The organism is Leptospira gomenensis, from assembly GCF_004770155.1.
GTDB lineage: Bacteria > Spirochaetota > Leptospiria > Leptospirales > Leptospiraceae > Leptospira > Leptospira gomenensis.
Window position 1 is genome coordinate 187,402 of sequence record NZ_RQFA01000046.1, and the last position, 22,305, is coordinate 209,706.

Here is a 22,305-nt window from a genome sequence, read left to right on the forward strand (position 1 = left end):
TCGAATTTCGAAAAATCAAAGAAAGGGGAAAGGCGAATTTCGATTCTATATTAAAAAAAGAGAATCTGATTATAAGTCGGAGCGATCATCTGCGGCACGTTTTACGCGGAGAGCCTGTTCTTTCCTTTTCCTTTGGTTTTGGAAATTTCTTTTCGAAAGTTCTCATACGGATCTTCTTCCGTAGATTCCGTTAAGGAGCCGGCTTTTTGATTCTTCCCGGAGTTTGACGATTCCGGCTTGGACGCAAACCAGGAATCGACGTATTTAAGAACTTTTGAAATCTTTTCGTTCAGGAAATCGTCCTCCTTGCTCCTATATTTGGTTTCTAAATTTTTCTTTTTCTCGGATAACACCTTATACAATTCACGGGCTCGGGAACGAAAGGTTTCATCGGCGGGATACAAAACGATCGCGTCCGTCTTATCTCCGGACGAATCGGGAAGAAGTACGAACTTCTCCTTTTCTATGACTTGTTGAATCACCTCGGGAGTATAACCTTGAATTTCATACAAAACGTCCTTCAACACGGGAGGAATATTTTTTCCGAAATAATGTCGATTGAGAGCTTCCGAAAGTTTGGATTTTTGTTCCAAAATCCGAATCCTTTCCTCCTCCTTCATTCGTTCCTGGATTTTTCCCTGCTCCCATTTGACCGACACGTCCCGATTTTTCGTGCGCAACGCGGACTGTTCCGCGCGGATCTTTTCCTTGGCCGCCTGAAAAAAAACATCTTGGAATAATTTCGCGATTCCGAAAAAGTCCAGAATCGGAAAATACCACGGAAAATATTCCAGATATCCTTTTCTCAAAACCTTTCCGTAATTCTTAACGAATTCGGAATCCTTAAATATCGTCTGAAACGCGTCTTCGTTCTGCTCGATGAGATTTCGAATGCAGAGAATTTTCCAGGCTTCGACGGCGTTGACGCTCGAAATCCCTTTTACGATCGCTTTTACCGCTTCGGAATCCCTACGGATAAACGCGTGCATCGTCACACCCTTCGTTTCCCAAGCGGAATAAACGATATGAAGATCTTCGGTTAATAATTTCTTTAATTCGACCGGAAAAATCCGGAACTCCTCGTCGGGAAGGATCAGAATCATCTTGTCCCAGCGCCCGCTGCTCGGCTTGGCCAAATGATCGGTCATCTCGTGAAAGCGGGCACGAATACTATCGTGATACGAATGCGTCAGAGATTGTTCGATTTCGTCTCCTAAACTTCTTATGAGTTCGAAACCTATGAACTTGAGATTTTGTTTTCTTTCCGGATCCGCCAGAGCCGCCCTTTCGATCGAGTCCGACCTTTTTTTTCCGAACAGGGTCGTCGGCGCCAAGGAAGGATCGGCCGAGTGTAGACGCTCTTCGTGTGCGATCGCCGTGAATTCGTCCGAAATAGCCCATTTGTATTTCGGAAAAAGTTTCTTTTGATGATATTGGTCCGTAAGTTGGAATAACTCCGGAAGTTCCTTTGCGCCCACGGTGATATATCCGTAATCGGGGATTTCGCGGATTCTCCCTTTTTTGATCAACCCGTCCGCGATTTCATCCGCCATATCCTGCATGTAATCCTTATTTAAAGGAATTTGAATATAAGGAGGTTTGAAATAGATTTCGGGATTGAAGAAAAGTTTCAGCTTTTGCGGATTTTCCCCTTTGAAATCGTTTTCCAAATCCTCCCAAAGAATGTCTTTGCTCAAAGGAGGTTTCGTTTCTAGATAAGAAAGGATCGAACTAACGGAAAGATCCACAAGGGAAAGATACAAACGAGTCAAGTCGCCCAGCTCCGCATCCGGATAAGCCACATAACAAGGTTTAGACTTTAATTCCGAAGTCGAAGAATCAAGATAAATGTATGCGAATTGTAGAACGACTCCGTCTTCTAAAAGTCGTTTGAGATGAAACAAAACCTCGGCCTGCGTAAGTTCGGCCGCTTCCGGAACCTTGGATTCGACCTGAAACAGATTTTGAGAACGCGCGTTTTTATAACTCGTTTGAGCGACGACGGCCTTATACACCGAATGTGTTAGCCTATCGTTCAGATAATAGCTGACAACTTCGTTGATCTTTTTGACTTTTAAAAAGTTTTGCTGCGACGAGTTCGCTGCAGCTAACACTTGATTTACGACCGGTTTCGACATCGCGTCTCCGATTTTAGAGAAATGAAATTTATTTTAGAATTTTCGGAAGGTTTTTTCGTTTAGCTCATTCGCATATTCCATTTCGTAGAAAGAAAAGAAAGCAAATTTCAAAGTTTTTTTCGTATTTGAATCTCTTGACTTCTTAGAGAGTCGATTGGTTCCATGAATCTAATATGAACCTTTCCAAAAAATATACCTTTCGGCCTAGAAAAGTTTTGCTCGTTATCTTAGACGGAGTCGGGTATTCACCGCGCGGACCGGAATTCGGAAACGCAGTTGCGGGTGCAAACCTTCCTTTTTTAAATCATGTTTGGAAGGAACGGCCCACTCTTCATATCCAAGCGCACGGCAAAGCGGTGGGAATGCCGTCCGATGAAGATATGGGAAATTCGGAAGTGGGTCACAACGTTTTGGGTTCCGGAAGAATTTTCGATCAGGGGGCCAAACTCGTTTCCAATTCGATCGCAACGGGAGCGATTTTCGAAGGACAAGCCTGGAAGGAAATCGTGGAAAACGTGAAGAAAAAAAATTCCACCTTACATCTGTTAGGTCTTTTTTCCGACGGAAACGTTCATTCCCACATCGATCATACCAAGGCGCTCGTAACGAAGGCGATTCTGGAAAAGGTTCCTAAAATACGACTTCATATCCTTTTGGACGGAAGAGACGTTTCCGAAAAATCCGCATTAGAATATTTGAATCCTTTCGAATCCTGGTTGGACGAGTTTAGAAAACAAGGAATCGACGTCGAAATCGCATCCGGCGGCGGCAGAATGACGATTACGATGGATCGTTACGAAGCGGATTGGTCCATGGTCGAACGCGGATGGAAAGTCCACGTTTCGGGCGAAGGACGAACCTTTTCCTCCGCAAAAGAGGCCATCGAAACTTTCCGCAAAGAGGATCCGAAAGTGATCGATCAATATCTTCCCTCGTTCGTAGTCGCGAAAAACGGTATTCCGGTAGGGCGGATCACGGACGGTGATTCAGTGGTTTTCACCAATTTTAGGGGGGATCGTGCGATCGAAATTTCCCTGGCTTTTACGCAGAAGGACTTCGATAAATTCGATCGAGGAAATCCGCCAAACATAGTTTATGCGGGAATCATGCAATACGACGGAGATCTAAAACTTCCCGAAAGATTCCTAGTAGCGCCGCCCGCCATCGACCGGACTCTCGGCCAATACATGGCGGAATCCGGAATTTCACAATACGCGTTATCCGAAACCCAAAAGTACGGGCACGTTACCTATTTTTGGAACGGAAATAAAAGCGGCTATTTCGACGAAAAAACGGAACAATATCGGGAAATCCCTTCGGACGTGATCCCCTTTGATCAAAGCCCCGAAATGAAGGCGCTTGCGATCACCGAGGCTTTGGAAAAAGCGCTGAAGGAAAATAAACAGGACTTCTACAGGGTAAACTACGCGAACGGAGACATGGTCGGTCATACCGGAAATTATCCTGCAACCGTTCAAGCCATGGAATTCATGGACGGTTGTATAGAACGACTTTGGAAAGTATGCGAAAAACAGAATATTGTGTTATTCTTAACCGCCGACCACGGAAACGCGGACGAAATGTATCAACTGGACAAAAAAGGAAACGTGGAACCGGATTCCAAAGGGAATCCGGTTCCTAAAACGAGTCATACTCTCAATCCGGTGCCGTTCAGCGTTTTGGATCCGGAAAACGGATTAGGACTCGATTCTCAAATCGAAAACCCGGGACTGGCGAACGTAGCCGCAACGATTTTGGATGTAATGGGATACGAAACTCCGGACGGATATCACCCTTCCCTTTTGAAAAATTGACGTAAGAACAATTCCCGCAAAAAATCGGATACGGTTTTCGTCCTTGAATTATAAAATCGCGACGTAGGATTAGGACTGATTCCGGATACTTCGAATTGGAACACGTCCGTTTTCAAAGGCGCGATCCTACATCTCGCGCCGTAAACGATTTTCGACTCAGCGCAATTCCCTTAGTCTCGCGAACGCGACAAAGGATAACACTCCGAGAACTATGATCGTAATTCCCGAAACCGCGATCGAATAGGATTGACCGTACACGTCCGCGAGTTTTCCGGTCAACAAACCCGACAGCGCGGGAGTGGATTGGAAAATAAGACTGTAAAAACTCATCACTCTTCCTCGGACGGAGTCGGGAGTAATGATCTGCAATACGGAAGGTATCAACGCAGTCAACAAACCTCCCATCACTCCTATACACAGCAGGATGACACCAGAAACGAAAGACGCCTGTATATTAGAAAGAACGAATACAAGAATTCCCGTAAGTATCAAAACGCCCAACATAATGTAACCACGGTGGAAGCGGTCGTGCAGAAGTCGAGCGCCCACTCCTCCGAGCAAAAGGCCGAAACCCAGAGTTCCCATGTAAAGTCCGCGGCCCTGTTCGTCCAAAAGCAGCGTTTTTTTGGCGAATTGGGGAAGAACCACCTGAAGAGGGCCCACCATAAAAACGGCCAGGGAAGTCATAAGCAGAAGTTCGAAAGCCAATTTTTCGGATTTGATAAACGACATTCCTTTTTTTAATCCCGCCCAAATCGTTTCCTTTTCGGGGATTGCGGTTTCGGGAACTTTTACGGAAATCAAAAACAGATATCCCGAAAAATACAGGAAAGCGATCGTAAAAAAGAGAACGTCCCAATGATATTTCTGTTTGATCAAACCTGCGATCATGGGAGCCAAACCGAAACCGATGATGATCAATATATTGAGCATTATCGTGGCTTTGGCCGTGTCCTTCGAATGTGTGAGGTTCCCTAAAAGCGTAAGCCTTCCTGGAATTATGAAGGTCAACGCAAGCCCGTTATAAGAGGATAATAAAATTAGAATATAACGAATATCGTAATTCATTTTTCCGAAATAAATCAAAGTCCCCAACACTATCCCCGAAATTATGAAATTCGTCTGAAAGATATACAGGATTTTGATCCTCGAATAACGATCCAAAAACGCTCCTACGAAAAAACTGAAAAGTACCGTGGGCAAAACGTTCGCCAAAAAAACCGATCCGGAAAAAGTCTGGGATCGGGTGATATCGAACGAATATATGATGAGCGAATAGTTGAACATATTTCCCGCGAGTAGGGTAATACCGGTATTTATGTAAAAATACAACAGGCTCTTTTTCGAAAGAAGCCCTGCCTCTTGCGAAACCGAAGAAGCGGTGTTTTGTTTAGTCATTTTATTTTTTCCAAAATCCAAGAACCGATTTTTCCAGAAACGATATCGGAATTTTTAAGCCAACCCAGATGTCCGATCGGGCCGTAACCTTCCCGACTAGGATCGACGTGAAGCCTCGTGATATCGGAAGAACCGATTCTTTTTAAGATGGCGTCCACGGGACTTTTAGGCGCATAGGTATCATCGGAAAAGGAGATACATAAAACCGGACATTCGATCTTTTCGAACGTGTATTCCAAACTGACTCCTTCCGAATCGCGAAACGATCCCGTTATGCCTACCTTGGACCAATCCTTCATCACTTGTCTGGCATTACGCCCCATGACTTTTAATCTGTCGCCCGGAAAATATCCGAAGAAGAACGATACGAAGCGGCTGAAAAAATAAAAGAACAAATAAAGGGCAAAGTAAGGAAACGGAAAGTGTTTGAAAAAAGGAGTTCCCGTTGCGACCAAAATCAAACCTTTCGTTTCGTTCGGATGTAAACCGGAATAGATGGAACTCAATTGTCCGCCGAGACTATGTCCGATTAATATCGGCTTCGCTTCCGGATGACGTTGGCATACGGAGCTTACGATCGCAGGCCAATCCTTATAAATCAAATCGCTATAACCGAAATCGTTTTTGCGCGAAGGGGCCGGACCACTATCGCCCGAACCTCTCAGATCCGCAACGTAAACCCTAAAACCGGCCTGCGCCAACTGTAGCGCGACCTTTACGTAGAATTTTCCGGGAATTCCCATAGCCGGAAAAAGTATCAAAGGATTTTCGATTTTAGGATCGTTCGATAGAAAGGAATGCACCGAGAGAGAATACGAATCTCCGCTTCGTACGAAAAATTTATTTTTTTCCACTTTCATTTCTGATCACCTCGATTCGAGTATAATATAAACCCGAAAATAGATCGCCCCAGATCATGATTTGAGACCGACATGAACGACTTTATAATATTCGGAATTTTTTTCGGAGGGGTTCTCGCGATCGCCGCGGCGGCGGGACAATTGGCCGCGGAAAACAAAGATCCTAGAAAATATCTTTTGTCCTCGCTCATGTTCTGTACCGGAGTCTGGCAGACTTATTTAGGCGCCTTGTATCGCGGTTTTTTAGAAGGTCCGTATGCGTTTTTTAGGATGACCCACCTTCCTCTCGCACTTTGTGTAGGGCCTCTGCTGTATCTTTTTCTTCGTGATATAGTAGACAAAAAATACGAATTCGTAAAAGTTTCCCGGGTTCATTTTGCTCCGGCAATTTTCGTCGCGTTATTTCAACTTCCTCTTCACTTCGTAGATCCCGAAATCAAGGTTCGTTTAGAGACCTTCTCGCATAATCTTCTTCAAAACCCCGATCCGTATCTGCTTCTCGTTTCCGGAGAAGGTTATACGCGGATCTATTTTTATATCTCGGCTTGGCTCGTTCCCCTACCTAAGGCCTCCATGATTTTATACTGTTTGATATTACTTTATTATATTATAATATATTGGAATACAAACGACTCGATATGGATAAAAATGAGGTTCCCGGTTTTGACGGCTCTATTGGGCGTCGTATCGGCCTCTTTTAGCGCGATTTTCGACCACTTTGTGGACGGAGAAACATATTTACGTTTCGGCGGTTTTGTCGGTAGCCTTTGTGTATTTTTCGTTTATCTTTTGGATAGAAGATTTTTCGAACCGCTTAGGATCAGGAACAAAACCAGGGAATACAGACAATCCAGGATAAAACGTTTGGATAAGGATTCTTTGAGAGGCGCCGTTCTTTCCTTAATGGACTCGGAAAAACTGTTCCTAACGGAGGACCTGAGTTTACAGATGCTTTCGAACGAACTTTCCGAAAACGGATTCGAAATCAATCCCGCCCAACTTTCGGAATTCATAAACAGCGAGTTCGGAAAAAACTACAATCAATTTCTCAACGAATATAGAATTCAGGAAGCGTGCGAACTACTTCTTTCCGAGCCGGATCGATCGGTGCTTTCCATCGCTTTGGCGGCCGGATTCAATTCCAAATCCACTTTCAATCGGGTTTTTAAGACCTTCCTAAAAACCACTCCTCTCGAATACAGGGAATCTAGATCGGATTAAAATTACCGGAGAAAACGCCGCCGTCATCGTTACACGTCGGATACGATCCCATTTCGCCAAACATATGTTAGACGATTGGCCCCTCCGCGGAATTTTAACTTGGGAAGGAAAGAGTTTAAACTTGCGGAATGATCAAATGTATCCGCTTCCCGCAAAATTCCGAAGTTCAAGCTGAGCGTACGATCGGAACGGATACACAAATCGTCAAAGCGGTTTCCCTTGAATCCATTCCTCTTCGTAGTCTTTTGTTTCAAAGGTGATGCGGTTTTTAAGATTGCGCGCGCCCTTGTATCGACGATCTTCCGGATGTTCCTCCCACCAGAGTTTCGCTTTTTCGGAAAACTTTTCCCTTCTCAAATCCATATGCGGATGCGATTGAAAATACTCGGAAAGTAGTTTGGCTTTTTTCACTCCCGTTTCCGGAGAATATTGCTCCAACCTTTGGAACGCAAGACCGACTCCCAAAGGATCGTAAAGAGTATTGGAAACGAGTTCGAACGCGTAAACGTCCGCCTCGTCTTCCTGCGTTTTGTTATACGAATGACGCGTCATCAACTGAAACGCGAAATCGGCGAGTTTTCCCAAAGTTTCCGTTCCTATCTTTTTCGAAAGAAGCTCGAACCTAACCCCGTCCATACAATGCGATTTTTCTATATGACCGATTTCGTGCGCGAGTACCGCGATCAATTCGTTTTCCGATTTCAAAGTGGACAACAAACCTCTTGTTACGAATATAACGCCTCCGGGTAAGGCGAACGCGTTCGGAGACTCCTCTTCCATTATAAAAACAGAATATTCAAAAGGTTTCTGTTTGTAGACGGTGAGATTTACGATCAACTTATTGAGGTAATCATAATCCTTGTTACCTTCGTTTTTCAATTCGGAAAAACGCTCGCGAATGGCGTCTCCGTATTCCTTCTCGTCGAGTGAATCCACGGACAAAACCTTCGTCAGAGCCCGATTCATAGTCCGGATCGGCTTTCCCAATATCTGATAAAACGGAGCCAACGTAGAGGCTCGTTCCGTCTGAATCTGCTCCTTATAAAGAAGGAACATCAAAACACATCCGAAGGAAAAAATTCCCGTGAAAAAAATCGTTCGTTTCATTCAAAACCGATCCCGGTATTTATTATAAATCGTATTCATTAAAAGTAATATACTTCCGACTCCCAAAAAGACCACGGCTTTTAAGATCGTTCCCGAAGACGAGAGATCGTAAAAAACGAGTCTTCCTACGCATAACAAAAGCATTCCGAGAGAAAGATATCGGAACCAAGAGGCCTTGAGAAGAAGCCCCAAAAGAAAAATCAGAAACGCCAACATCGCCCAAAACAACGTAAGAACCGCGCTCGAAAAGGACCAATATAGAAAAAGGAAAATTCCCATAAAGAAAGGGTAATATACGACTGAATTCAAATGGGTTCCGGTACGATCGCTGACACTCTTTAAAAAACCCAGACCCATAGGGAAGAATATCTCCTGCTTTCCGTAACCGCGATACACCCTATATACGAATAAAAATAAAAGTAGAATCGTCAATACTCCGGGAATCCACTTAGCTTGGGTCCAATGAACGATAGGATTATCCTCCGTCGAAACGATAAACGTAAGATAAAAACATGAAACAAGATGAAACAAAATTCCGTACCAACGGAATCTGGAAAGGACTTCCTTCTTCCTTATTCCGATCTCCAAAACCAGCAAGGCGGCAAGCGCGAACGTAACGCTTATCAGAGACTCTTCGATGACCGAATACGCCACGAGCCCCAGAAACAAAAGACAACCTTCGTTTAACAACGGAAAGACGATCTTCCAAAACGGAACCGTTTCCGCTTCCTTGATTTCCGATGTCGCCCAATACAACCAGACAAAAATTCCGAGCAACGCAGTCCAACCGGAGGCGGGCAGGATCCAGAGATAAAAATAAGAAGACTGTAAATCGACATACACGTAATGAATCGAAAACGCGATCAACCCTATCCAAGAGGCGCGTTTTAAAAAATCCGCGAGCACTTCCGCGACTTGAGACTTCGCCTTTCGTCCGAACCGCGATCCCGTTTCCAAGAAAAGTATCGACAACAAAGCCCACGCCGGTCCTACGATGAGATTGGATATGGGGGACATTATATCTTTCGAATATACGTAAACGCTTGCGACGATCCCGAAAACCCCCAAATATCCGGGCAAAAGGTTTTGGTATTTCTGAAAAAAGCGCAAGGGGTATTTCCAAAACCGTGTCCATCCCAGAAAACGCGACTCCAACCCTTCTAGTCCGGCTTTGGGAAATACGTAGAAGACGGCGCCTAACTGCACGAAGATGGAGGCGATCTGAAATCCGCGTTCCCGCCAAGGAAATTCGGATTTGGCCGCAAATACGGCGACTTCCCCGCCCAAAAAAATCTCCACGTTGGTCCATATAAAAAAGAAATAAGAATAAAGTACAAAACGTTCCGTCTTCAAGAATACGATCCTGGATAATATAAATACCAGGAAAACGGCCAAGGACATAACGAAGGAAACGATTCGCTCCGGAACTTCGGTATAAATTCCTATTACAAAAATTGAAAGTATTAACTCCCAGAAAAGCGGCTGCGCGGATCGTAACCAGCCCAACGCAGACAACTCCTCCTCCGGCAAAAGAACCCAATATAAAAACACCGAGCCGGAAAGAACTTCTATCCAAAAACGGGCCGGAATTCCGGCGAGTAGAACGGAAGATTGAAATTCGACCGTAAAGTGTCTCAATAAGAATAATACGACAAGGACGAAGGATAAGGAGAACAGCGACGAGGAAAATCTTTCCCGATCCGGTTCGGAATTTTCCTGTTCACGGAGACGAAACCTTCTTCCCGATTCCAAATAGATCAAGGAAAGTAGAATCGCAAACGTCCCGAACAACAACGAACTTTTCGTATCCAAATAATGATAAAAAGTGAATACGAAATGTGCCGTAAATCCGAACGCACCCGGCCAATACACCCGCTTCGTTTTTCCGAGCTCCGAAGAAACATTACAATTTTTTAAATAAACCAGGAAAGGCAAAAGCCAAGGAAGGCATAAGGTCAGGATTTTTTCCGGCTCTTGAAATCCGGAAAACAGGATCGTTTTCCATAAGTATGCGGTCGTCAGAAAGGTTGCGATCGCGGCGACGATCAACAGTCGTCTTGAATAAAGTTTTTTCCTAGATATCAACAACGCGCTCAAAACGATCGAAGGAATCCAAATCCCGTAGGTTTCAGCGGAAAAGTTCAGGTAAAGGGAAAACAATCCTCCGCCGGCCAATAACGACATCGCCGTCAGCAAAAGCGAAGTGAGGGAAAGTTCCTCCTTAGCTTCTGGAAATTTTCGTTCCAGAATTCCGATAAAGGCGACTAACGTTAAGATTAACGCTCCGTATCCTATCTGCGTGGCCAACGATTCCGCAACGATCGAACCTGGCTCTGCGGATTGGAAAAACTCCTTATAAGAAAAGAAAACGAGTACTCCGAAAACGATCACGGTAAGCGAAAGAGAAATCCGTTCCAAAAATCGACTCCGTTCCTTAAAACACACAAAGGAAAAAATCAGTATTTCCAGAGCGAGGACGGCTACGATGGACAGATTGCCCAAATCCCAAAGCCGAAGCGAAAAAACTCCGAGTATGATCAACGACTGGGAAACGAGGCGATCGGTGAGAAATAACCACGGAATCTGTTTGCGTTTCGCCATCGAAGACAAAAACCATACGATCCCCGCCGAAACGAAAAGAACGACCGTACTGAGTTTCGAATTCTGCGAATAACGAACGAGACTTATGCCGAGATACGCCCAATTCAAAAGATGGCTTGCGAGTGGGAATCCTTCGAATTCCTTAACACGATACAACGTTTCCTTATAATGAACGAGCAAGGCTCCGACGAAAACCGGCAGAATACAAAGGATCGGCAGAAGTATCTCCGCTCCCTGCGGTTTCGTCGTCGAAAAGAAACTGCCGTTCCAATAAAGATGTGCCGCAAAAAATCCGGTGCTCGCGACGAGAAGATGGATTTGTCTCTTCTCTCGGTAGTTCCAGATTACCCCGGGAATACAAATCGATGAAAGAACGACTAACGTGTAATTGGAACTTTGCGGAATACAAACGGCGACGAGCCCCAGAATCGTATGCAAAGAAGCGAATGTTTCGTTTTTAGACCTGTAACCCGCGAAAAGATTCGCGATAATACCCAGCGTCAAAAGTCCCAGCGCAAAATACCGGTTTTCCAGAAACTTCAGCGCATCCACGAAACCGGCGCCTAACGCTACGAATAAAAATACAGCAGCCGCACCGCTTCGTAACGCCAAGGATAAATTCTTGAATTCGGGTTTAGCGTTCGCCCAAAGAGACAAGGCGAATAACGTGCCGGCGAATCCTAAAATCAGCAGACAACGATACGCCGCCGATAGGATGAAAAGCGCGTATATTCCCAGGAAGCCGATTCCCGCGACGAGAATTACGGCCCCCAAGATTCCGGTCCAGTTTTCGGACAAAGGTTTTTCTATCTTCTTCCAAAGTAACGTTAGATAACCGGGTTCTTTCGGCGGAAGAGGAACGACGGGAACCGGTTCTTTTTTGGAAACGGACACCGTCTCTTTTTTCACTTTCGTTTCGGAGCTTATCGTTTTGGCGGCGACGGGAGGTTTCGATTCCGTCTTTGCGCTGACTACCTCTTCTTTCTTTTCCTCTTTGGCGACGTTTGCAGAAGAAATCGGAACCGCCGTTTCTTGCGTTTTGATCGTGGAAGTAGAAGTCGAAACGGACGGCGCGGGCCTCTCATCCGGCTTTCCCTTTTTTAAGGAAAGCTCCAAAGAACGGATACGCTCTTCGAGTTCTTCTACGTTACGTTTCAATCCTCTGGAATGAAAAAAATTATAAAGACCGAATAAAAATAATACGAATAGGAGAAATGTTTCCAAGCGATCGACTCCGGATGAGATAATCCGGAGCAAGGAGATTTCGTCAAACTAAACTGAATTCGAAACGAAAATTAGAAAGATTTTTCTAAAACGGGAAAAGATCCTTCATCGGAATCGTGGCGTTGGGAAGCCACATCAAAATTCCGATTCCGAAAATCGTAACCAGCCAAATCAATTTACGTTTCGAAACCGGAGATCCGTTCAACTTCTCCGTACGAACGTACCAAAAAATACAAACGATGCTGAATACGAATTCGATGAAAATAGCGACGTGCGGGAAATAAAGATAGGAATTTAAGGAAACAACTGCCGTTTCCTGACCCCAAATTTGGTGCTCGAACCCGACGACGAGATCGCATAACACGTGTAATAAGGTCAAAAATCCGCACCAAAGCGCAAAGGAACGATCCTTGTAAATTCCGTAGACGACCGCTCCGACGAAGACGCCTTGGATCACGGCGGGAAAAAGATTATGGCTGTACGTCATATGAACTTGCAGATTCTGAAACGTAGCTTCGAATAAGGAGGAAGGAAAAACCGGTTCGATTCCCGCAAAAGCCAATAAAAGCCAAAAGAATTCCGGAACGTTAGCGCATAAAAGCAACACCCAAAACGGATATCGTTTGAATCTGCTGTAGGGAATAAGGGCCGAAGCGTAATGACCTAATATCATATTTCTTTTTTCGTTACCACGTAATGAACGACGCACATTCCGAGAAGATAAAACAGAACCAAAGTGACCAACAAGGAGGACATCCCTTAAAGCTCCCGAATCTAGAATCGAAATTATTTATACGCGAAACCTGACGTAGTCAATCAATAATTTTTCTCGACTTTCGCGAATGTTTAGAAAAAAGAATCAGATCTTAATTAAAAAATCGTAATCTATCTCCACTTCGTCCTTGGTTTTGGTGAATAAAACGGAAGGGCGCTCGAGCTTGAATTCCGAAAATCGTACCTGCAATTTTCCGAAAACGCGGACCTGTCCTTTTTCGGGAGATTCGACCTTGGCTTCGGACTGAAAGGATCGAGTCTCTTCCCGAATCGTCAGCTTCCCTTTAACCGAATAAGATCCTCCGACAAAGGAAACGGATTCGATCGTAGCCGAAACTTCCTGAAAATCGGGATAACCCAGGATTTCCGCCATATGCGAATCTCGATTTTCATCCCCGGACTTGATCTTCAGTATAGGAATCCGAATCCGAAACGGAGCGTCGAGTTTATATTCCGTATTCCTAATACTTAATTTAGGAACTTCCGCATCCACTTCACGACACGTTCCTTGGACTAATTTCATCGGATGATCCACTTCGAACCGGATCTCCTTTTTCAGGAACTCCGATGCGAAGAGAGGAAGACAAAATAGAAACACGACAGAGCCGGCGACGAAAGAAATTTTATTTTTGAAGAACATGTTATTTTCCTTAAAAAGTGATCACCAACAAAGACAACGAAAACGCTCCGAAACCGATCCAACCGACTTGTTGCATATCCCGAACCGCGTCCGGTCCGTCCTTTTCGATTCGTTGTCCCAAAGCGGGAAGCAACAACATGGAAGCCAAATGGATCGGAATAAGAGCTTTGTGGGCGAAAATAGGACTGTATATGTTCACGTCGGAATCCTCCGAATCGACAATACGTTTCGGAGCGAAATAAGCGAGACCGGCAGTAAGAAAATACATTCCAAAAGCAGCATATGCAAATTGTTTATGAGAACTACCGGAATGTTTGGCTTCCCATTCCTCCTGAGACTTTAGAGCCAGATAAAGCGGGAAATTGGAGGCCGGATCCTTTAGCAAAAGATAATCCGCAGCGATGCTGTTTTGATTCAATCCTTGTGCTATAGCAACTACATACAACGGATCGTTGTTCGCATATTCGGGACGGGTAAGTAGAACCAGCTGCGAGTATTCGTCCGATTTGCGATACAAGCTGTCTTTGGCTTTTTCACCTTCTATATTGGCCGCAAGCCATAGTCCTAAGGTAACAAACCCTGCGATCTGGTGCCATTCCAACATACTACGTCGGATTAATAGATCCTTCTTTTCCGGTTTTGGGGAGAAGGACTTTTCCGGCAAAGGAGACGGTGTTTGTACTTGCGCTTCCAGAGCGGTAAAATAAGAGAAAGTGAATAAAACAAAAATCAAAAACAGATTCCGCAGCATGTTCGTATCCTTTGATGGAACGCGTATGTATTACACGCAAAACGAGTATAATCGAAGATATTTTTTTTACAATTACGATTCGATAAAGACGGATGAAATACCGAAAAAACGGAGGTTTCATCGAAGCTCGTTACGGATAAACCGAACGACGTCTACAGTAAATTATATCTTTAGAAAAACAAGGTTCGATAACTTTTATAATCGGTTTAGGACGTACGGGAATGAGCGAATTTTACGGATCAAAAACCGATTCGAAACCGCTCTCGATCTTTCGAAGAGTCCACGAAATCGGCGCGTTCTCGGGAACTTCGAAGTTATACGGACCTTACATCAGCGAAAAATTACCAACCGAAGCGCTAAAATAAATCCGATCGAAAACGAAAGTCTCCACGAAATAATGCAAGGCGGGGCACGTCGGTCTTTCGGATCTATTGCAAAAATATTAAAAAAACATAATACAAATCATCCGATCGCCGCGTTTCAGACGGAATATCCTTTTCGGAGTCGCGATCCCGAGGGTGAAATATTATCCTTATACGAATCGCCCGGAGAAGGATTCGTCGCATACGGCCGCGAAAGAAGACCTGAACGAAAACGAATCGATCGCACCGAAAAGGATCACGGCGGAGCACGTTAGCCGGAATGGCGAAGCAAACCGTTAGGATTTACGTTTCATCGCGATCATAGCGATATCGTCGGAAAGTTCCGAGAATCCCGGACCGCCTAAATTTTTACCGGTATGAACGTCCAGATCTTCGACGACGGTCCGTATGATTTCGGAGGGAGAATCGTGCGCGTTCGTAAGGATCGTTTTCGCCAAACGGTCCTTACCGTACATCGCTCCTTGCGGACTTCTCGCTTCGTCCAATCCGTCCGTGTATTGGAAAAAAATATCGCCTGCGTCCATGAGGAAAGATCTCGCTTCTATCGTAGTTTCGAAGAAGGAATTTTCATCCATACCGATGGGCAAACCTCCTGCCGGAAGTTCCCGAATCTTTTTTTCGGAAGCATCGTATAACAGAGGTTTTACGTGTCCCGCGGAGATATAACGCATTTTGAACGCGGAACGATCGTAGATCGCCATAAAAAAAGTCACAAAAATATGATCGGGAGTATCGGAATAAAGATATTCGTTCAGTTCGGTCAGGATCTTTCTCAAATCCCTTTCCCCTTTTCTTAGAATAGCTCTTACTTGAGCGCGAAATAAGGACATAACGATAGCGGGACCTACACCGTGACTGGAAACGTCTCCGACACAAAGCGCAACTTCGTTCTTGTTCAGTTCGATAAAATCGTAATAATCGCCGCCTACGCCGGCCATCGCTTTGTAAAAGGCTCCGAATTCGACCGCGTCTCCGGGATCGTTCGGAAGTTTTTCCGGTAGAAGACGTTTTTGAATTTCCTCCGCGGCAAGAAGTTCTCCTTTCATCTCCTCCCTTTCTTTTAACCCTTGCGTCATACGATTGAGTGAATCGCTCAAAATTCCGATTTCATCGTAACCCGACGGAGGGAATTCGACGTTCAGATTTCCTTTTCCCACTTCCTCCGTCCTACTTATGATCGTTTTGATTCTCCGCGCAACCATCCAAGCCAAAACATAGGCGAACAGGATGGCGACAAAACCGAGCAATGCCGTATAACGTAGAAGTTCTTCCCTATTTTGTCTTATCTTACGCAGACCATCGGTTCTATCCAAAATTACGACGTTAAATCCGAGATGATTTTTGCGAAGTAGATCGCGCGCCAATCCCGACGCTTCCTTCACTTCCGATTCAGAAAACAAAGGGGAAGAATCCAAGGCCCACATCCACTCCTCGGCTTCGCTTCTACTTCGGATTAAAATTCCGGAATCCAAAACGGGAATTGCGGACTTCGGAAGTTCGGTCTCGGAATTTCCGGCGAAGATCCAGTCGCGCAAGAGAGCCCATTTCTTTTTTACGGTTTTTCTTTCCTCCGAATTTCTCCAAAAGCGACGCATCGAATTGAAGTCGGAACGATACGGAAGAAAAACAAATTCGTCCAACGCGGCTTCCCTCAAACCTACGAAGGACGCGGGCGCACGGAAAAAAATCGAATCGCTCCAATCGAATTGAGTCGCCTCCGCTCTTTCTAAAATCTCACGAATTTCCTCCGCGTTCGCCTCCAAGGAACGGATGTTTTCCTGTATGTCTTCGGGCGAGAAGTTTGCCTCAACTTCTTTGACGGGCATTTTTTCCTTTTTTTTCCAGACCAAAAGTTCTTCGTTCAACGATCGCAACTTCGATTGTAGAAGGGATATCTCCTTTTTACGATCGAGCTCCATCCTCGCAATTTCTTCCGAATAAGGATTCAATTCATCTAATTTAGAATCCCTTAATTTAATAATTTTTTTATATTGAGAATATAAACTTCTAAACTCCGGATCCGAAGCCGGTTTTATCTTGCCGACCTTTTTCAACTCGCCAACTTTCGATTTTATTTTTTGTGAAAGTTCCCCGAGATCCGAAGCGAATTTCCGATCCGTATCCAGATATTGTTTCCAACGATTGGGATTTTTCAGGACTTCGTCTATCAACGTTTCCGAACGTTCCGCAATACCCGGATTCCGAAATACGACTCGGTAGGAAACCTCGTATTGCCTGCCCGCGATTTCGTAATTTTCCGGATCGCGAAATTCCCGCATGACCCGAAAAGGATCGTCGCCCCGAAACAATCCTTTTTTATTTTCCTCGAAGGAAGCCGTGCTCAATAACTTTTTTCCGGTTTCTGAAGATTCGGGAAAAAGAAGTCCCGTATCCAAAGTCTGTTTCCCGGAAGTATCGTAGGCGAGAATCCGAATCTTGTCGGGTAAAAGTCCCAAAGAGGAAATTTTATCCTTATACGATCCCCGGAAGAAGTTTTGAAGATTCTTGGTCAATGCGGTTTCGCCTAACGCAGATTTCTTTTCGGATTCGGAAACATATTTAACCAACGATTCCTTTTCAGAGGACAGCGTCTCCTTTTCGGAGATAAGTTCTTTCCTTCGTTTAGGATCCGATAAGGAGGAAATCTCCGATTCCAAGGTTTTGATCTCCTCGTCGGCTTCGGCGATTCTGTAACGGGCGTTTTCGGCTTCGATCCTGGCCAAGGCGGTCCGTCTCGAAATATTCATTAACTTATCATAATACAATGGATCGATCGGAGTTCCGTTTTCCCTACGAAGTTCTCCTCTTACCTTGATTTCGAAATCGCGGATTTCATTTTCGGAAAGATAACGAGTGAAATAGGTATCCACCGATTTTTGATAATAATTGTGCTTCACCTTCAATCCGATGGAAGCCCCGAAAGATTTAAGCGCGCCGAAGAGACCGCCTTCTTTTTTGATCACCTTTCTTTTGAATTTACCGAGCTCTTTCTTTTTTTCCTTTACTCTGATCTTAAACTCCTCGATTAAAATCAGGCTATAACTCAACTTTTCGAGATCCGATACTACGGCATTCACGTATTCTAAAGGAGCTTTCAGCTCCGTGTTCATCTTTTCTTCGAGTGACTTTTGTTGCTGATTGTAGTAGATCACTGAGGTGATCGTTAGGAGAGAGATTACGAGAACGGCGGTAAAAAAGGAAAGTTTGGCCCGGATCCCGGGAAGGATCATACGTAGATATTTATCTGGAATCATTTTCTTTCCTCGGGTGAATCAGTGTTAGGCGGTTTCGGGCGGGACGTTGGAGGCGTTTGTAACGTACGGTCATTATTTTTTTAAGGGAACGTAACCCGAAACCGCCGTCGGCTCCCGTTTCGAAAAGTTCTTTCCAAGTATCGCTTTTTTTTAAAGTGGGATCGAATGGAATTCCATCGTCGGTGATGGTGAACCTCAAGAAATTTTTATTTCTGATCATCTTGAGTTCCACTTGGGATACGCGTTGATCAGGAAATCCGTGTTCGATCACGTTGGTAAGCGCCTCGTCGATGGCAAAGACCAACCTACCCCGCAGAATATCTTCACAATCGTTTCCTAAAAACGAACGCACCTCTTCCCTCACCTTCGCCAGCTCGGAAAGATCGTTGGGAAACGTATGAATCCTTTGGGATTTAGGATCCATTTGGATCAGAACGCAGAGATCGCGTCCTTAACGTTTTCGAATACGCGAATCTTTTTCGTGAAATACATAAGATCCATCGTATCCCTTACTTCTTTTTTAATATTAGAAAAAACGATTTCTCCGGATTTTTCCTTTAAATATTTCAGAATGGAATTCAAAACTCCGATTCCTGCGGAAGCGATATAAGTCACTCCTGAAAAATCGCAGAGAATTAAAGTCGCGCCGTTGCCGATGGATGACTCGAGTTTTAACTTAAGATCCGGCGCGGTTTTAGCGTCGATCTCTCCCAAAATCTGAAGAACCAGAATTTTTCCCTCTTTCCTTTCCTGAATCGTAAGTGTAGCCATCTATATTCCCTTTTTAATATCCTTCATCATGTCCTTTTCACGAATGATCCCGTATAACTTACGTTCGAGTCCGTCGATTTCATAATAATATCTCGCGTTGGGATCGCCTTCGAAGATATGGGCGTATTTTCGGATTCCCTGAATCGCCTTTCTTACGTTTCCTTCCAGAATCCCTTTGGTGATCAGATAATACAATTCTATCGCGAGCGATTCCCTAAGATTCTCCCTGAAGTGAGCGTCCCTTTTTTCGAGCGCCTTCACGAGATTCTCCGCTTCCTGTCCGTTATAATTTTCGGAATCGCTGAATTTTATAATATAAGAAGATAATAATTTTTTACATTTAGGAAGATCATCCGATTTGGTTGCCGTGAGAATCATGTTATAGAGCCTGTGCACTTCGCCGTCCAGATGCACTTTTTGTCTGTGTGTATCGAGTTTTACCGGTTCTAACGCGTTTTTCAATTCTTCTGGGGAGAAATTTTTGATCGAATCCTCGAAAAGACGTTCGCTTTTCGTTCGGTTCAATTCTCGGAATTCGGAGAGCGGTTTTTCGATGACTGAAAAAAAATCCGCCGCTTCAGGACTTTCCGCCACCGCGTCCCGTTCCTGGATTTTTTCCAAGAAGAAGATACAACTGTCGCCGACCGCGGATAAATTCTCGCCCAACGCATAGGAAACCAATCGTTTACAATTCAACCCGATGGTATGAACATACGCCGGATCCTGCGAATCCGATTGTATCTTATCTATGATTTTGGCGGCGCTTTGTGTCGAATGGGATTTTTCCCTTTCCCAACCCGCGTATGTCAAAGGTTCGATAAGGTATTTTCTAAAATTTTTTTTGCCGGATAAGGCCAGAAGGCGAATGGTTTTGATGAATTCCTGCGCTAAGGATTGCGGGATTTTACTTCTTGGATTAGGCATTTGCAAAAGGACGTTCGAAAAAATCGGACGGATTTTTTTCCTTTTTTTCGCTCTTGTTGTTAGGCGAAACGGAATTTCCGATGCGAATTCATATACGTCGATTCCGCAAAATGTAAAGTAAAAAGAATATCGTTCGGGGAAAATCAGGATCCGGTTTATGTCCGGAGAACGGGCATTTGTTTCATACCTTCTTCTACGCTTACGATCGGCCTATATCCTAGATCCCGTTTCGCATTGTCGATTTTGATCGTACAATCGCGGGACATGATATTCGCGCCGAAGCGGGTCAAAGGAGGTTCGTTTTTGATTCTTAAAAATTTCCAGACTATTTCCAAAAGATATGCGATGCTACGAGCAAGCCAACCCGGAATCGAACGATCGGGCGGTACCACATTCTGCGTTGCGAGAAGAGAAGTTAGAAAATTACGAAACTTTAATGTTTCATCGTCCGTTACGAAATAGACTTTTCCTCCTTGACCCTTGTTTAAAGAGAGTTCGATCGCATGAACTAGATTGGCGATATGGGTCGTATTGGTGAAAGCGTTTCCTCGGTCGATCCAAGAGAAGGCTCCGTCGGAAACCATTTTTAGTAGGACCGGCAGAACAGTCTTATCACCCGGACCCCAGATCAAACGCGGCCGGATCGAGATCGTTGACATTGTGGTCGAATTTGCAGCTAACACGCGTTTTTCGGCCTCCGCCTTCGTACGGGAATACGGAAACGGGGTCGATTTCGGATAAGGATAGGATTCGTCGATATCGATCATCGGTTGTCCGTAAAACAAGGCGGCTTCCGTTCCGATGAAGATAAACCGTTTTACTCCGGCCTCTTTGGCCGCTTTCAAAAGCTGTTCCGTACCTTCCACGTTGACTTTCCAAAAATCGGAGAAAGGACCCCATTGTTCCACATAGGCTGCGCTATGAATGACGACGTCGATTCCCTGAAGAAGTTTCGAGGAAACCGCGTTTAATTCGGAACGGATCGGTTTTCCTCCCGCCGCCCGGATTGGAACGTCCGTTTTTTCGGATCGGGACATTGCGTAGACGATATGATTTTTGGATAGAATTCGAGTCGCAGCTTCTCCGACAAAACCGGAAGCTCCGGTGATAAAAAGGTTCATTGGATTTCTCCCGAGGTAGAATTGAGAATGACTGGATAGATCGTTCTACCAATATCATTGGGGCAGCGATTTGGGTCAAGAAAGATCTTCCGTGTTTTGTGTGGGAACTCAAACGCTGCGTTAAAAAACCGGAGAGATGGGAATACGTTGGTTTTACCGTAACAATTTCGTGTAGGATCTCATACCGGAGAAAGCTCTTTCAGAAAATTCTCCAATTCAAACCGGACGGCCTCCAAGGGTTGAAGGCTCCGGTGCGCTCGGGAAAGCACCAAAGCCCCTTCGATACTAGAAAGGAGAAGAAGGGCTACCGACCGACTTCTCGGCCCGTCAATCCCGCTTTTCATAAGAAGAGAGGATACTAAATTCTCCCATTTTCGATACGTTTCCGAACAAACTTTTTGAATTCGATCGTTTTCCGCCGCCACCTCAAGAACTACGGTTGCGATCGGACAACCCTTTTGGAAACCGGATTGAATCAGTTCTTTTCCAAGGTGATCGGTGAATTCGCGCAAAACATCTCCGAGTCCGTGAAGATCGATTCGTTTTGCCGGTCCGACAGGGACGGTCTGTGCGGTTGCTTCCGTGCGTTCGACTTTTTCCATTTGTTCGGCGGTTCGTTGCAAGCCGGCAAACATTTCCATTTCGTTCTCGAGCCGTTCGCCGGCCAAGGAAATCGCTTCCGCAGTCAGTTGTTCTTTTCCTTCCGGAAAATGATGATATAAGGACCCGCTCGGAGTTTCGCTGTATTTGAGAATTTCCTTTAATCCCGTTCCGTGATAACCGCGTTCTTGTAAAAGTCTGGCGGTCGTTTGAATCAATCGATCTCTGGAGCTGAGTTGTTCCATTTTTTCACGATGCGAGCTCGGAGTTTTTTCTGTCAAGGCGTGTTCGAGAAATCGAAATCGTAGGGATGGCGGTCAACCTAATGCTCAGCTCCCTGAGGCTCTGATTTTCAGGAATTTTTCGCAATGTTCCGAATCTGAGCTTCCAACCGGGATTTTTATCGACCTTGTTAGAATCTTTCTTTCGAGTGCGTGGGGCCGATTTTGACGGCTCCGTAGACGAATCGATTCCGACCCATAGAACGATTCCAACCAAACGTAAGAATATTATGTTTTATTTATATACTATTTCGTTTTTTTATCCTGTGATTTCTTTTAAACCGGCCTTTCCTTTTTTTAGGAATCGTAGAGAGTTGGATGGTTGTACACGTAAAAGCTGTGTTCCGGTTCGCAGTTTAGGATTCGGACGATCCGGTTGCTGGAGAGATCGAGGTGGAGAATATAATTGTAGATCTTGTGGAAGGTAGGACCTCCATCATTCA

17 protein-coding genes are annotated in these 22,305 nt (G+C 44.7%); 2 read left to right on the forward strand and 15 right to left on the reverse strand.

Annotated features, from left to right (window positions below; genetic code table 11):
* Positions 1–101: 101 nt before the first annotated feature.
* The gene (locus EHQ17_RS11560) at positions 102–2,138 is read right to left on the reverse strand and encodes a hypothetical protein (RefSeq protein ID WP_135590273.1); all 2,037 of its coding nucleotides are present in this window, start codon (positions 2,136–2,138) and stop codon (positions 102–104) included.
* A gap of 173 nt (positions 2,139–2,311) precedes the next feature.
* Here EHQ17_RS11560 and gpmI point away from each other — a divergent pair, with 173 nt between their 5' ends.
* Positions 2,312–3,952: a 2,3-bisphosphoglycerate-independent phosphoglycerate mutase gene (gpmI, locus tag EHQ17_RS11565; protein WP_135590274.1), complete on the forward strand. Its 1,641-nt coding sequence runs from the start codon at positions 2,312–2,314 to the stop codon at positions 3,950–3,952.
* Between the two features lie 156 nt (positions 3,953–4,108).
* Here the strand turns inward: gpmI and EHQ17_RS11570 are convergent, their stop codons facing one another.
* Both EHQ17_RS11570 and EHQ17_RS11575 read right to left on the reverse strand, forming a co-directional pair.
* Positions 4,109–5,350, reverse strand: coding sequence for an MFS transporter (locus EHQ17_RS11570; RefSeq protein WP_135590275.1), 1,242 nt, complete (start codon positions 5,348–5,350; stop codon positions 4,109–4,111).
* Positions 5,347–6,210 (reverse strand): alpha/beta hydrolase family protein, encoded by an 864-nt coding sequence (locus EHQ17_RS11575; protein ID WP_135590276.1) that lies wholly within the window; start codon positions 6,208–6,210, stop codon positions 5,347–5,349. The genes EHQ17_RS11570 and EHQ17_RS11575 overlap by 4 nt, the downstream gene beginning before the upstream one ends.
* Positions 6,211–6,282: 72 nt before the next feature.
* Here EHQ17_RS11575 and EHQ17_RS11580 point away from each other — a divergent pair, with 72 nt between their 5' ends.
* On the forward strand, positions 6,283–7,431 hold the full coding sequence (locus EHQ17_RS11580; protein WP_135590277.1) for a helix-turn-helix domain-containing protein: 1,149 nt from the start codon (positions 6,283–6,285) through the stop codon (positions 7,429–7,431).
* Positions 7,432–7,635: 204 nt separating this feature from the next.
* Here EHQ17_RS11580 and EHQ17_RS11585 read toward each other — a convergent pair whose 3' ends face one another.
* The 12 genes from EHQ17_RS11585 to EHQ17_RS11640 form a co-directional block, all read right to left on the reverse strand.
* Positions 7,636–8,538, reverse strand: a complete 903-nt coding sequence (locus EHQ17_RS11585; protein WP_135590278.1) for a M48 family metallopeptidase — start codon at positions 8,536–8,538, stop codon at positions 7,636–7,638.
* Positions 8,539–12,363, reverse strand: coding sequence for a DUF2339 domain-containing protein (locus EHQ17_RS11590; RefSeq protein WP_135590279.1), 3,825 nt, complete (start codon positions 12,361–12,363; stop codon positions 8,539–8,541). It abuts the gene before it with no gap.
* Between the two features lie 85 nt (positions 12,364–12,448).
* Positions 12,449–13,036 carry a hypothetical protein gene (locus EHQ17_RS11595; protein ID WP_135590280.1) on the reverse strand — a complete coding sequence of 196 codons (588 nt, stop codon included), beginning with the start codon at positions 13,034–13,036 and terminating at the stop codon, positions 12,449–12,451.
* 186 nt (positions 13,037–13,222) lie between these two features.
* A complete protein-coding gene (locus EHQ17_RS11600) occupies positions 13,223–13,777 on the reverse strand; it encodes a YceI family protein (protein WP_135590281.1) in 555 nt (184 codons plus the stop codon).
* 10 nt (positions 13,778–13,787) lie between these two features.
* Positions 13,788–14,528 (reverse strand): hypothetical protein, encoded by a 741-nt coding sequence (locus EHQ17_RS11605; RefSeq protein ID WP_135590282.1) that lies wholly within the window; start codon positions 14,526–14,528, stop codon positions 13,788–13,790.
* A gap of 658 nt (positions 14,529–15,186) precedes the next feature.
* Positions 15,187–18,165 (reverse strand): PP2C family protein-serine/threonine phosphatase, encoded by a 2,979-nt coding sequence (locus EHQ17_RS11610; protein ID WP_135590283.1) that lies wholly within the window; start codon positions 18,163–18,165, stop codon positions 15,187–15,189.
* Positions 18,152–18,589 carry an ATP-binding protein gene (locus tag EHQ17_RS11615; RefSeq protein ID WP_135590284.1) on the reverse strand — a complete coding sequence of 146 codons (438 nt, stop codon included), beginning with the start codon at positions 18,587–18,589 and terminating at the stop codon, positions 18,152–18,154. The genes EHQ17_RS11610 and EHQ17_RS11615 overlap by 14 nt, the downstream gene beginning before the upstream one ends.
* A gap of 5 nt (positions 18,590–18,594) precedes the next feature.
* Positions 18,595–18,936 (reverse strand): STAS domain-containing protein, encoded by a 342-nt coding sequence (locus EHQ17_RS11620; protein ID WP_135590285.1) that lies wholly within the window; start codon positions 18,934–18,936, stop codon positions 18,595–18,597.
* Positions 18,937–19,860: a hypothetical protein gene (locus tag EHQ17_RS11625; protein WP_135590286.1), complete on the reverse strand. Its 924-nt coding sequence runs from the start codon at positions 19,858–19,860 to the stop codon at positions 18,937–18,939.
* A gap of 155 nt (positions 19,861–20,015) precedes the next feature.
* Entirely contained in the window at positions 20,016–20,981 is a 966-nt protein-coding gene (locus EHQ17_RS11630; RefSeq protein ID WP_135590287.1) for an NAD-dependent epimerase/dehydratase family protein, read from the reverse strand.
* A 179-nt stretch (positions 20,982–21,160) separates the two neighbouring features.
* Positions 21,161–21,826: a TetR/AcrR family transcriptional regulator gene (locus EHQ17_RS11635; protein ID WP_135590288.1), complete on the reverse strand. Its 666-nt coding sequence runs from the start codon at positions 21,824–21,826 to the stop codon at positions 21,161–21,163.
* Between the two features lie 333 nt (positions 21,827–22,159).
* The coding region (locus EHQ17_RS11640; RefSeq protein WP_135590289.1) for a DUF1564 family protein at positions 22,160–22,305 on the reverse strand (146 nt) is incomplete at its 5' end.